At 51.1% G+C, this 12,804-nt stretch carries 14 protein-coding genes and 1 other annotated feature; of the genes, 7 read left to right on the top strand and 7 right to left on the bottom strand.

All coding sequences use genetic code 11. The annotated features are described in order from the left end of the window. Positions 1-3 precede the first annotated feature (3 nt). Positions 4-366 (top strand): YutD family protein, encoded by a 363-nt coding sequence (locus C812_RS01460; protein ID WP_016310912.1) that lies wholly within the window; start codon positions 4-6, stop codon positions 364-366. A gap of 30 nt (positions 367-396) precedes the next feature. On the opposite strand, the gene C812_RS01465 is transcribed toward C812_RS01460, so the two are convergent. The 3 genes from C812_RS01465 to ylbJ all read right to left on the bottom strand — a co-directional run bounded on the left by C812_RS01465 (position 397) and on the right by ylbJ (position 4,091). Continuing rightward, positions 397-1,890, bottom strand: a complete 1,494-nt coding sequence (locus tag C812_RS01465) for a S41 family peptidase (RefSeq protein ID WP_016310913.1) — start codon at positions 1,888-1,890, stop codon at positions 397-399. A gap of 57 nt (positions 1,891-1,947) precedes the next feature. Continuing rightward, entirely contained in the window at positions 1,948-2,751 is an 804-nt protein-coding gene (locus tag C812_RS01470; protein ID WP_016310914.1) for an NAD kinase, read from the bottom strand. A 110-nt stretch (positions 2,752-2,861) separates the two neighbouring features. Continuing rightward, positions 2,862-4,091, bottom strand: a complete 1,230-nt coding sequence (gene ylbJ / locus C812_RS01475; RefSeq protein ID WP_016310915.1) for a sporulation integral membrane protein YlbJ — start codon at positions 4,089-4,091, stop codon at positions 2,862-2,864. A gap of 397 nt (positions 4,092-4,488) precedes the next feature. Between ylbJ and C812_RS01480 the strand changes: the two genes are divergently transcribed. Continuing rightward, positions 4,489-4,866 (top strand): globin domain-containing protein, encoded by a 378-nt coding sequence (locus C812_RS01480; RefSeq protein ID WP_016310916.1) that lies wholly within the window; start codon positions 4,489-4,491, stop codon positions 4,864-4,866. Between the two features lie 55 nt (positions 4,867-4,921). Continuing rightward, positions 4,922-5,620 carry a DUF2225 domain-containing protein gene (locus C812_RS01485; RefSeq protein ID WP_016310917.1) on the top strand — a complete coding sequence of 233 codons (699 nt, stop codon included), beginning with the start codon at positions 4,922-4,924 and terminating at the stop codon, positions 5,618-5,620. Positions 5,621-5,713: 93 nt separating this feature from the next. Here the strand turns inward: C812_RS01485 and C812_RS01490 are convergent, their stop codons facing one another. Together C812_RS01490 and C812_RS01495 are read right to left on the bottom strand one after the other, a co-directional pair. Next, positions 5,714-5,944 (bottom strand): hypothetical protein, encoded by a 231-nt coding sequence (locus C812_RS01490; RefSeq protein ID WP_016310918.1) that lies wholly within the window; start codon positions 5,942-5,944, stop codon positions 5,714-5,716. Further along, entirely contained in the window at positions 5,941-6,144 is a 204-nt protein-coding gene (locus C812_RS01495; RefSeq protein WP_016310919.1) for a YycC family protein, read from the bottom strand. Before C812_RS01495 ends, C812_RS01490 begins: the two co-directional genes overlap by 4 nt. Before the next feature lie 110 nt (positions 6,145-6,254). On the opposite strand from C812_RS01495, the gene C812_RS01500 reads away from it, so the two are divergent. Together C812_RS01500 and C812_RS01505 are read left to right on the top strand one after the other, a co-directional pair. Beyond that, positions 6,255-8,057, top strand: a complete 1,803-nt coding sequence (locus C812_RS01500) for a M3 family oligoendopeptidase (RefSeq protein WP_016310920.1) — start codon at positions 6,255-6,257, stop codon at positions 8,055-8,057. A gap of 221 nt (positions 8,058-8,278) precedes the next feature. After that, positions 8,279-8,695, top strand: a complete 417-nt coding sequence (locus C812_RS01505; RefSeq protein ID WP_016310921.1) for a hypothetical protein — start codon at positions 8,279-8,281, stop codon at positions 8,693-8,695. A gap of 79 nt (positions 8,696-8,774) precedes the next feature. Here the strand turns inward: C812_RS01505 and C812_RS01510 are convergent, their stop codons facing one another. Further along, positions 8,775-9,002, bottom strand: coding sequence for an alpha/beta-type small acid-soluble spore protein (locus C812_RS01510; protein ID WP_016310922.1), 228 nt, complete (start codon positions 9,000-9,002; stop codon positions 8,775-8,777). A 175-nt stretch (positions 9,003-9,177) separates the two neighbouring features. Next, positions 9,178-10,167 carry an aldose 1-epimerase gene (locus C812_RS01515; RefSeq protein WP_016310923.1) on the bottom strand — a complete coding sequence of 330 codons (990 nt, stop codon included), beginning with the start codon at positions 10,165-10,167 and terminating at the stop codon, positions 9,178-9,180. 121 nt (positions 10,168-10,288) lie between these two features. Further along, positions 10,289-10,571 (top strand) — a binding site (T-box leader). An 81-nt stretch (positions 10,572-10,652) separates the two neighbouring features. Between C812_RS01515 and trpS the strand changes: the two genes are divergently transcribed. Both trpS and cyoE read left to right on the top strand, forming a co-directional pair. Continuing rightward, positions 10,653-11,636, top strand: coding sequence for a tryptophan--tRNA ligase (gene trpS, locus C812_RS01520; RefSeq protein ID WP_016310924.1), 984 nt, complete (start codon positions 10,653-10,655; stop codon positions 11,634-11,636). A 227-nt stretch (positions 11,637-11,863) separates the two neighbouring features. Beyond that, a complete protein-coding gene (cyoE, locus tag C812_RS01525; RefSeq protein ID WP_016310925.1) occupies positions 11,864-12,802 on the top strand; it encodes a heme o synthase in 939 nt (312 codons plus the stop codon). Positions 12,803-12,804 lie beyond the last annotated feature (2 nt).

The raw sequence follows: 12,804 nt of genomic DNA on the forward strand, positions 1-12,804 counted from the left end.
GCTTTGATTCAAATTGGCGGCAGAACCTACGAACTGATTAAGAATTATCGGGATGCGTGGGATCCTGAAGCGTTTAAGCAGCGTTACAGCGAAGTGCTTGACCGCTATGATTACATCATTGGGGATTGGGGTTATGAGAAGCTCCGCCTCAAGGGTTTTCTGCGGGACAACCATCCCAAGGCTAATCGGGATACCGCGTATTCCGGCATTACGGATTATATTAACGAATACTGTAATTTCGGCTGCGCTTATTTTGTTCTTCAGAAGGTGCGGGATAATCATAAGGATAAGGACGCAGCGAAGGACAAAGATGTTGGAAACGGTAAAGACGTTCAACCCCAGGAAACAGAAACGGCCCCCGAATAATCGGGAGGCCGTTTTTTGGGGCTTAAGGAATTATTTCATAGATAAGTTCAGTAAGCCTTGTTTATAGCTCCAGGTGAGCTTCGGATATTTCTTCTGGAACTCATGCAGTTCGAGATAAGATTCACCATCGACCACTTTGACCGTTTTGGCAGCTAAGGTAAATCCGGTTTGCTTCCCTTGCAAGTCGGTGATGGTCAGCTTCCCGTTCTTAGAATTCCAGACCGGCGTTCCTTGAATCAGCGACGATAATAAGCGGGAAGGGGCATAAGTGAGTTGACCGTCCTGAATCACATCGATATATCCCGGGAAAGCTGTTTCGTTAATGTTGAGCGAGGCTGGCCCTCCGGATACGCTGATCTGCCGTACACCGGCTGCATACATCCCGGTAATTAACTGCGCTGCGGCATTGTTCTTTACTTCGATGTCCGGCTTCAGCCCCACATGGTTGAAATCCAGCTTGTTTGGCGTGAAGTAGGCTTGAACCGTCAGCTTCAATGAGCTGCCATTGGACAACGGGAATACGTTCTGAATGCGCGCCTTCCCGTAGGTTTGTTCCCCTACGACCTTAGCGATTCCGTTGTCGCGCAGCGCCCCTGTCAAGATTTCCGATGCGCTGGCGGTCAGGCCGTTGGTTAACACCACAACCGGCATCCCGATGTCTTGGCCGCCCGTGATTTCTACGGGCTGCATTTCCCCGCTCTGGCCGGAGGTGTACATCAAGATTCCCTCTTTCATGAACTGCTTGGCAATATTAGATGCCGATTCGACGTAACCGCCAAGATTGTCGCGCAGGTCCAGAACAAGTGCACCAATTCCTTCTTTGCGAAGGGAGGCTAATTTTTGCGCAAATTCCTCATCCGCAGTATCGGAGAAGGAAGTCACGGCGATGTAGCCGACTCTGCTGGAAGGGATGACCTTGCCAGTGACGGAAGGCAAAGTGAAATGCGCTCTTGTAATTGGATATACCAGAGCCTGTCCTTTCCGGTTGACCGTAATGGTGACCTGGGTATTTTCCTCCCCTTGAATCCGGGCGACATCCTCACTGCTGGTGACCGGCTTTGCGTCCACCTTGGTAATAATATCTCCTGCGAGAAGTCCGGCTTTGGAGGCCGGAGAATTAGGCAACACGTCGGTTATGTACAGTTTGTTGTTATAGAAGCGAAGTGTAACACCGATGCCAACGAACTCCTGATTGACGCTGTTCTCGAAGCTCTCCAGTTCATCTTTAGAATAGTAATCGCTGTAAGGGTCGTCCAGCGTATAAACCATGCCGCGTATCGCATTATCGAGAAACTCCTGGCGCTCAACGCCTTCAATGTTGTAGGCTTCCAGATAGTCCAGCACTTCTTGAAGCGCCTGCAGGTCCGCGGAGGTTTCCGACGTTCCCAGTTGAATGATTGTCCCGGCAGCTGCGGCATCGGCTGTGCCTGCCGTCCCGGCCGCTCCAACCATCTGGGGCAAGCCCAGCAAGGCGAGGGACAACACCGGGATGAATGCATACTTGCGGAATGAGCTTAAGATCATATTCAGTTCTTCCTTTACAATATTTTCGTGATCCATTGAGCTTGTCAGATCTGCCGATTAGTCCAGGAATGCATTGCGGACCCGGTTCCAAAACGGGAATGGCCGATAACGGACAAAGCTGATCTTCTGTTCCGAGACCTGACAGCGCACGGACACTAAATCGTCCATCGGCAGGTTGACGTGGTCAATGGTCAACAATAACCGTTGTTCCTTGCGCGAATAAATGTCGCAATGATGATGCTTGGGCAGCACGAGCGGAGAACCCAACGTCCGGAACACCCGATTGTTGATCGAAGCGATCTCTGTAATCTGCAGCGCTTCAATCGTGGGGTGGATCATTGCTCCCCCCAAGCTCTTGTTATAAGCGGTACTGCCGGAAGGGGTGGAAACGCAGATACCGTCGCCGCGGAACATTTCGAACATTTGGTCATTAATGTCCACTTGGGCAACCACCGTACCATCGACGCCCTTCAGGGTGAATTCGTTTAAGCAAATGTGGGAAGAGCTGCCCGACTTCTTCTGAATCTCCAGATCGATTAAGGGGTAACGGACGATACGCGGTCTGAGCAAGCCGGGATCCGCATGACCGCTCATCATTTCCACCAGCTCGGGAATTTCGTCGGCTTTCCAGTCGGCGTAGAAGCCCAGGTGGCCTGTATGAATCCCTACGAACGCGATGGATTGAATCTGGTCGATAAACGTATGGAAGGCATGAAGCATCGTGCCGTCCCCGCCAATGGAGACGACGATGTCCGGGGATTTCGCATCCAGCTCAAGCCCATGCTGCGCAGCAAGCTTATGGAAGGTTTGGCTTAATTCCACGGACAGCTGATCGCCGCGGTCAAGTACAAAGTATCTCAAGTTGACAAGCTCCTTTGAAAAAGACTGTTCAAAATGAACAATATTTTGAACATGCACTTGAATGTCCTTTTGTAAAGATCATAATCAATTCGTCCGCAGAACACAACGTTTCATTTTCGATGCCGCTGGCGGCGAATGATTTCGGCCAAAAATGACAAAATAAGCAACATGGTCAGGGTCACTAGGAAGAGCCGGAACGCTCCCGGAACCGCACCCCAACCGTATAGCATCTGTTGGCCCCCAAACGCAGGGGGGTGAATGGCCCACGCCGGTGAGGCTCCCATCAAGGGGTTCCAGAGCAGCAGCAACAGCCCGGCAGAGATCACGGCATGAAGGAATCTTGCAATGAGAAAAGGCAAATAACGCAGGTCAGCGCCATTTAAGATGCTGGCCACTTGGGCATGAACCGATAAGCCGCCCCAAGAGAGAATGAAGGCGGCCGTTGCAGCTTTGAACTGCAACGGAATCCCCTCTGGCGATACGGATGCTTTTGCGCCCAAGGTGACCTCGAACAAGCCGCCCATAAGCGGCTCAGCTAACTGGCCGGGCAGCCCCAGCAGCGGCAGCAGCTGTTGGAACCCGGTATAGAGGAAGCCTATGAAGCCCGAAGCGGTGAGCACCTCCAGGATTACGGAGAAAAATACAACTAGGCCGCCAACAACGGTCATCAGCTGCAGCGAAGAAGCAACGGCCTGCCGCAGCAGTTCTCCGAGACTTCGTCCGTCTTGGACCCGGGCTTCATGCATGGCTTTAAGCGCCAGCTTCAGACTGAAGCGCCCGGATTCGGAGTCTCCGCCTTCCCCGGGATCTGCCGACAAGTTTCGATCTGGACGGTAGAAGCGCATGATCAGGCCGATCAACAGGGCTCCTCCATAATGGGCTAATGCAAGTGCAGCTGCCAGCTTCGGATTCCCGAAAAAACCGACCGAGACCGCCCCGATAAGAAAGATGGGGTCGGATGACGTGGTGAACGAGACCAGCCGTTCTCCCTCTACCCGGGAAACGAGCCGTTGCTCGCGCAGCTTGGTCGCCAGCTTGGCGCTGACGGGGTAGCCGGAAGCAAACCCCATCGCCAGCACAAATCCGCCGCTGCCGGGGATCCGGAACAAGGGCTTCATCAGCGGGTCTAGCAGTTTGCCGAGAAAATGCACAATCCCAAAGCCCAGCAGCACTTCGGAGATGACGAAGAACGGGAAGAGGGACGGGAACAGCACGTCCCACCAGATGGCGAGGCCGCGAACCCCGGCCTGCCAGGAAGCTTCCGGGTAGCAGGCCATGAGAACGGCCAGCATGAGTGCGGTAAAGAGTAATAACACAGCCGTTAAGCGTTGGAATTTCATGGGTACGCCTCCACAACAAATCATAGTGAAGTGTATGAAATGATTGGGACAAACAGCACAAAAAAATTGAGTAAGCGGTTTCAAAATGGGGCTGATATTTTTGAGCTTCTATGCTAAAATGATACTTAAGACTAATAATAGAACTTTAGTACCAGCTATGATTTGATCAAACATGGTTTGCAGCCAAATTTTGAGGATGGAGTGATGTTCATGAGCATTGTCGCAGGGATACTTGTCTGTGCTTTTGTTTATGTAATTCGAGCCGCTCTCGTCCATCCCGGCGAAGAGGATTGGCGCAGCTACTGATAGATGGAAAGACCGCGTTAGAATAGAAGCTCCTTGGTAGGAGCTTTTATTTTTTTTTGATATAATAAGGAAAAACGGAGGCGGTGAACAGATGAATCCAAGCTTAAGTCTATATGACAACCTCGGCGGAGAGAAGACGATTCGGCGGTTGGTGGAAGCCTTCTATCCGCGGGTTCAACGTGATCCGTTGTTAGGACCCTTATTCCCGGAAGACATTACTCCGGTCATGGAGAAGCAATTTATGTTCTTATCGCAGTTTTTTGGGGGCCCGTCCCTCTACTCTGATGCCTTTGGCCATCCGATGATGCGCGCCCGGCATTTGCCGTTTCCGGTGACGACGGAACGCGCCGAGGCTTGGCTGGCCTGCATGAAAGCTGCGCTGGAGGAGATTGGCGTCGAGGAGCCGCTGCGAGGGATCGTGCTGGAGCGTCTGTCCGGCCCGGCTTTTCATTTCGTAAACACACCTTAGACCGATGAACATAATGTGCCGGGCAGGGCAGATTACTGAAAGGAAGTAGGACGTTTTGGAACTTGAACCGCTTTATCAGATCAAGGTCACTTGCATCCATTGTCAGAATGAATTTTCGACCTCGCGTGTGCGTCCGAGCTTTAAGCGGGCTGTACGTACGGACACGGATTTCTGCAGCTACTACCAGAAGGAGAATCCGGATTATTACGTTGTTCGGGTATGCCCGTCCTGCGGTTTTGCTTCGACGGAGAATTCGGTGCCACGATTGACCGAAAGGCAAAGAACCCTATTCCAAGAGGCGATCGGCAGTCGATTTAACCAGAAGGACTATGGCGGGCGCCGGGATTGGGAGACCGCGCTGGAGACGTACAAGCTGGCGCTGATCTGCGCGCAAACCATCGGCGAAACGGAACGAATTATTGCCAGCTTGCTGCATCATATTGCCTGGTTGTACCGGTACAAGAACAACGTCGAACAGGAGAAGCGTTTTCTGCAGTTTGCTCTGGAGGCTTACATCCGTGTTTACGAAAAAGAAGGCGTCGGCGGCAGCGATGCAAGGCTGATGTATTTGATCGGCGAGTTGAACCGTCGGGTCGGCAAGTACAACGATGCGGTCAAATGGTTTGGGCGCGTCATTAATGACAAGAAGATCATGGATGCGGCGATGATTCGGGCATCCCGGGAGCAATGGGCGCTGCTTCGCGAAGAAATGATGAATGGCGGACATGAGCTGCCTGAGGAAATGCGCGGTTGACGGAACGGACAAGCAGACATCGAAGAAGGCATGACGAAGGGCCGGTTCCAGAAGGAAACGGCCCTTTCCTGTATCTTGAGCGCTAAAGGCGACCTAACGGACCACCTTATCCGTTAACAGGTAATCATTGTCACAGTCCAGGACATGAAGCTTGTTCCCGCAACAGGGGAAGACAAGCAGCTTCTTCTTCCCTTCGTGGATCGTTTTCAACTCACGGGGCTTCAGCGGCAGCAGCACGTTACGACTGGAGCAAAATGGGCACTCATGGACATACACGTCCCCCATGACAAGATCATAAGGCCATGTTTGGTTAAACGGGATCATGAACGCTCCGATTCGTGACCGGCTTGACTGTCAATTCCGGGTTCTGATGGTGCGGAAGGCTGGCTTGCTTCTTCTTTGGCCAGTTCTGCGATTTTTTGCATTAAAATGTGCTGCGGCATATGCATAAGGTGCTCGACCGGCACCTTGAGTTTTGCGGCTAATTTCACGGCGGTATCCGCCGATATTTGCAACGGTTTCATGGAAATCCCCCCTGTATTTAGACAAGCGTGATAATAGAGCATCCTCTACTAGCATACACTGTTATCCCATAAAGCATCAATTCTAAACGATACGGAAAGGAAGCGAACTTATGTCAAGATTCGTAGGAACCCTTCAACAAACTTGGGACTTGGAAACCATTTTCCCTGGAGGTTCTGCCTCTACGGCGCTAAGAGATCATCTGGATGCTCTGGAACGGGATATTGCCGCCTACCAGGCGAAGCTGCAAGAACTGCAGGCCCCGTCCACTGTAGAAGAGACCAAGGCATTGGATAACCTGATTGAAGATCTGCAAGCGGCCGACAGCCGTCTGTCCGAAGCCGGCTCCTTTATCGGCTGTTTGACCGCGCAAGACCAGCATGACAAGAAAGCTCTCCAGCTTGACGCGAGAGTCACTTCGTTAAACGCTGCATACAACAACGTGATGACTTTATTCTGGAACCTGCTCCGCTTGACAAGTGATGAGGTGTGGGAAGCCTGGATGCAGCGGGAAGAAATCGCTCCGATCTCCTTCCTGCTTCGCGAGAAACGGGAGCAAGCGCGGGAGAAGCTGGCGCCGGAGCTGGAAAACCTCGTGTCCGACCTGGCAGTAGACGGTTATCACGGCTGGGGACAGCATTATGATACGATCGTCGCCAAAGTAGGAGTCCCTTTTGAAGAAGAAGGGGGCGAGGTTCAAATGCTGTCTGTCGGTCAAGCAGCTAACAAGCTGGATCATCCAGACCGCAATGTGCGCGAGCGCGTATTCCCGAAATGGGAGGAAGCCTGGACAAAGGCGGAGGACTATTGTGCCGATACGCTGAACCGCTTGGCGGGATTCCGCATTAAATTGTACGAAAAACGCGGCTGGGACGATATTTTGAAGGAACCGCTGGACATGAACCGGATGTCCAAAGCCACGCTCGATGCGATGTGGCAAGTGATCGTCGAGAACAAGCCGAAGTTTGTGGCTTATTTAGAGCGCAAAGCGAAGCTGCTTGGGGTGGAGAAATTAAGCTGGACCGATGTGGATGCCCCATTAGGCCAAGCCTCCGGCAAAATTTCGTACGAACAGGCAGCCGAAGACATCGTCGAGCAGTTCGGCAAATTTAGCCCGAAGCTGGCGGAGTTCGCCACCATGGCGTTTAATAAACGTTGGATCGAGGCCGAGGACCGTCCTGGTAAACGCCCGGGTGGTTTCTGCACTTCTCTGCCGCTGAGCAAGCAGACACGGATCTTCATGACATATGGAGGGAACGTATCCAACGTATACACGTTGGCGCATGAGCTGGGACACGCCTACCATCAATACGTGATGGAGGAGCTGCCAAGATTCAGTCAGGATTACGCGATGAACGTGGCGGAGACCGCTTCGACCTTCGCGGAAATGATTCTGGCTGACGCCTTCGTCAAACATGCGGAAGATGATCAGCAGAAAATTGTTCTGCTCGCCGATAAGGTGCAAAATTCAATTGCCTTCTTCATGAATATCCATGCCCGCTTCCTGTTTGAAACCCGGTTCTACGAGAAGCGCCGGCAGGGTTATTTGGATGCTGCGGAGTTGTGCGAATTAATGGAAGAAGCGCAGCGTGAAGCGTTCCAGGGGGCGTTGGGCAGCTATCACCCGCATTTCTGGGCATCTAAGCTGCATTTCTATATCACCGATGTGCCTTTTTATAATTTCCCTTACACCTTTGGGTACATGTTCAGCACGGGGATCTACGCACAAGCGCTCCGTGAAGGCCAAGGCTTTGCGGCTAAATATGATGCGCTTCTGCAAGATACCGGCCGCATGACGGTAGAAGAGCTGGCTGCCAAGCATCTGGGCGTGGATTTGACGAAGCCGGACTTTTGGCGTGACGCGATGGCCGTATGTGTGGCCGACGTTGACGCATTCTTGGAATTAACCAAATAAATCGGGCGCTGCCTGCTTCATTCTATTACACTATTTTAGGTCCTCGAGAGGGGACCTTTTTTTGTTGAAGAATTTTGTCGGAAGAGGAAAGAAAATATCGAGAGAAAAAGACATAATTAGTAAATATGTATCATAATGTTGATGTATAGGAAAATTTAACCTATAATGTGACATAAGACCTATTTCATAGGTTGCATTCTTTGGGGGAAAGGTGGGAGAATATGCTGAAAGCCGAGCAACTATCGCTGGTTAGGCAGATCGACATGGTTTTTAAGGAACTGGAGGAGGAACTGTCGGGGTTAACTTCGGGTACCGTATTTCTACAGATCCGGAATAACACCATCGGGAAATTTGGCATCCGCCACAATCCGATTGAGGGTCGAAATGGGCAGCTTCGTGAAGAACCTTACGGACTTAATGCAGAACAGATCCATTCTTTTCGAAAAATGGCGATTGAAGCGCTGAAGTACAAGCGGTACTGGACACATGGCGAGATCAGCTATGAATTCGCCCTGCGCCAAGGGGCTGTCGTCGTGGATGCCATCATGGAATCGAATTATAACATGGCCAACTTGCTGATCCAACGGTATTCGCAGAAGGAGCAAGTTGCTAATACATACCGAAAGCTGTCTTCCTAGAGGCTTTCAATATTTAAGGAAACAGGCGATCTGCTAAGCAGACCGCCTGTTTCTATAGAGGGTAATGGGAGGATGCAAGTTACAGGTTCGAACGACCCGACAACTGTTGCTCCGCCATTTGAACCAAACGTTTTGTGATATAGCCCCCAAGAGAACCGGTTTCACGGGAAGTATAGTTCCCATAGTAACCGTCTTGCGGAATTTGTACGCCCAATTCCTGAGCTGCTTCCATTTTCAGTTGTTGCAGCGCAGCAGTTGCTTGAGGAACAATAAGGTTATTACGGCTTCCGCGGCTTTGACCTGCCATGTTTGTCACCTCCTTTGGCGTTTGTGATGTTAGTATGGTTCGTAGGGTGCAAAATATGCGGGAGGCTTCAAAACTATAGCAGTGGTAATTATTTCTTCACGCAGACAAGCTGTGGAATCGTGGAATCATACAAAAAAGCCGCCTTCTATAAGGAAGGCGGAAATTTTGAAAAAGGTTAAGCTTCGTTCTCATCGCCGGTATTCGGATAAATCATTTCTAGGGAAAGATTTAATTCCAACGTTTGTTGCGGCGTCAATTCGATCAGCCCGGTCTCACTGGCGGGGAGGTTCAAATTTGGAGCGTCCGGCAACCATGTGTAAGGTTCAATGCAGAAGAATTGATCTGCTTCCCCCTTGGAGTAGATCACCCAAAATTTAAAATACTCAGGATCCGCTGCGTAGCGAAGGCCATAGCCGTCATCGCGCAGCATCAACGCTTCGACCGGCTTATCTCCGATTCGCAGCATGGTATCGCAATTCACGCCTTGCAGATTCATCCCTGTGTTTAATGCATCCCAGCTTCCTAGCGGAGCGGTCTTCCCGGTAGGAATGTTCTCCTCGTCCAATTCGTAAAGCTCCGTCACGGGCAGCTTCACATTCCAGCGACCAGGTTCGCCGTCAATGAGAAACCAGGTATGCAGCCCCAAACCAAAAGGGGCTGGGTTGTGACCCAAGTGCGTAATCTTGAAGGTTTGCGTTAATTTTGTCCCTTGCAATCTGAGCGTCATTTCCAGCTTCAAGGGTTCGGGATACTGACGGATCCAATTGGGATCGTCAGAGGTTTTGAATTCTGTGGTGATCGTGCAGCCTTCGTCGTCTTCTTCAATATCGCTCACACACCAGCTTTGCGTACGGTGCAGACCGTGGATGTGGTTGTCATTTGCCGTATTGCGATCAAATTGATATTCTTGCCCGGCATACGTGAATTTCCCTCTGCGAATGCGTCCGGGGGGAGTTAAGAGCGGGATGCCGAAATGATATGGCTTCTGCAGGTAGAAATCAAGTTCGTTCTCTTCTGGATGACGCAGCACATCGCGCTGCTGGACATTGTCCCATATACGAATGACGTTATTTCCTAGGCGAGGTAGCAGCGTGACTTCAAGCTCTCGGCTATGTAAGATGTACGTATCGTAACCGTTCCATTGCCCTTTGGTCACCTTTTTCATATCGTTGCTCCTTTTCCCACATAATCAGTTCCTTAGACTAGACTAATCATAACACTTTTTGCGTAAGACGAAAAATAGATTTGACACCAACGCTGGTGTTATTTATGATGATAGGCATAATGAGAAAGCGTTGATGAGGGGAAGTAGGCGAAGTTTCCGTTCTTCAGAAAGCCGGTGGTTGATGCGAACCGGTGAAGGAGCTTGTGCCGAATGGGCCTCGGAGCGCCAGGTTGAACACAAGAGGCGATGAGCCTGTTGCCAGTAAGCCGGCCGGATCATCCACGTTACGGATTGGAAAGGCTGATCTTGTTGCGACAAACGCATCAGCGTCTTAAGTTGACTGCGTAACATTCATGCTCCAACATCAGCAAAGAAGGGTGGCACCACGGTCTCACGTCCCTTGCGGGCGTGGGGCCTTTTTGCATTTTACAATAAACCCGGGGTCTTACTTATGCAGAAATAAAATTAAAGGGAGGATTTTTGTTATGAAGAGAGTATTATCGGGCATTCAGCCCAGCGGCAAACTGACATTAGGCAATTACATCGGGGCGATTAAGAACTTTGTGAAGCTGCAGCATGATCATGCTTGCAACTTTATGATCGTGGATTTGCACGCGATCACCGTTCCGCAGGAACCGGCTGCACTGACGGAGCAATCCGAAGCGGTGGCGGCGCTTTATCTCGCAGCTGGTATCGATCCGAATAAAGCGAACGTATATCTGCAATCCCATGTGATGCAGCATGCCCAGCTCGGATGGCTGCTGACGACGCTCACCTCGATGGGCGAGCTGGAACGGATGACGCAATTTAAAGACAAATCGGCCGGGAAAGAATCCGTTGGGGCCGGGTTGTTCGTTTATCCTGCTTTAATGGCGGCGGATATTTTGATTTATAATGCGGATCTGGTGCCGGTTGGAGATGACCAGAAACAGCATTTGGAATTAACCCGTGATTTGGCGGGACGGTTCAACCATCGGTTTGGCGAATACTTTACACTGCCGGAGCCGTACATTCCTGAGGTTGGGGCACGGATCATGTCGCTGGACGATGCCTCCAAGAAAATGAGCAAAAGCAATCCGAACCCAGGCAGCTACATCGCCTTGCTGGACACCCCGGACGAAATCCGCAAGAAGATCAGCCGGGCAACTACGGATTCCGGGCGCGAAGTAAAATTCGATCCGGCGACGAAACCGGAGATCAGCAACCTGATTACGATCTACAGCCAATGCTCGGGACTGACCATCGCGGAAGTAGAGAAACGGTATGAAGGTCAAATGTATGGTCCGTTCAAGAAAGACTTGGCTGAAGCGGTCGTCAGTGTGCTTGAGCCGCTCCAACAGCGGTACCGTGATATCCGCGAGTCGGGCGAGCTGCGCAACATCTTGCGCCAAGGAGCGGAACGCGCTTCCGAAATGGCTGAGAAAACGCTGCAGGATGTTCAACGTCTGATGGGGTTTGTCGGAAAATAAGCGATATGTCAAAAGAAAGCCGCCGGCTGTGCCCGGCGGCTTACTGTGTCACTAAATTGTCATAGTTAACGCGCGATATTCCAGCGATTGTCAAACACTTCTAGCTTTTGATATGATAAAGTTTATAGCATAAGGGTAAAAACGTTGAACATTTTATGAATGATCAATAAAGGTAAGCCTAAGCCTAAACTGAACTTTATTTCAAATATAGGAGGAATGAATCGCGCGTGGACAAACCATTAAGTGTTCAGGCTTCTTCGGAATCCGCTGCGTTGTCCGTGAGACCTACTCCTCCGGGAGAGACGGCGACTTGGAGAGATTTTATCGCCTTAACGAAACCGGGCATTCTGCGTTCGAATCTGATTGCTGCGTTTGCCGGGTTTTGGGTGGCTTCCCGCTGGGAGCTTGATTATATTCAATTAGTTGTCATGTTGCTGGGAACGATGTTGGTGATGGCATCGTCCTGTGTCTTTAACAATTACTTCGACCGGGAGATGGACACGAAGATGGCCCGGACGAAGAATCGCGCCCTCCCTACGGGGAAGCTGGCTCCGAGAACGGTGTTATGGTATGCCGTCATCTTAGGAGTGCTTGGCTTATCCGTATTGTTTATCTTCTCCGGTCCGTTGGCCGGGTTGTTTGGTGCGGTAGGGATGTTTGTCTACGTGGTGGTGTATACGCTGTGGCTTAAGCGCAGCTCGACCTGGAGTACGTCGGTTGGGGCCATCTCCGGCGCTATGCCGCCGGTCATTGGCTATGTTGCGGCTTCCGGCGGAATCGATTTGGGAACTTGGATGTTATTCGCCCTGTTGTTCCTATGGCAACCGCCCCATTTCTGGGCGCTGGGGATTCGCCGTACCGAGGAATATCGGGCTGCTGGTTTCCCGTTGTTGCCGGTTGTGAAGGGCATTCCGCGCACGAAGTTGCAGATGATCCCTTATCTGGCATTGCTGATTCCGATACCGATTTTGATGTATGTCTATGGCTATACGGGCGTTTGGTTCCTCATCATCGGCACCCTGCTGTCGGTGGCTTGGCTGCTCATGGCACTCCAAGGGTTCCGGGCTAAGGATAACGACGCTTGGGCGAAACGGGTGTTTATTTTCTCCGTGAACTATTTAACCATTGCTTTAATCGTGATGATCTTGGATACGGTTAGGTTGTAATT

The organism is Paenibacillus barengoltzii G22 (genome assembly GCF_000403375.2).
Lineage (GTDB): Bacteria > Bacillota > Bacilli > Paenibacillales > Paenibacillaceae > Fontibacillus > Fontibacillus barengoltzii.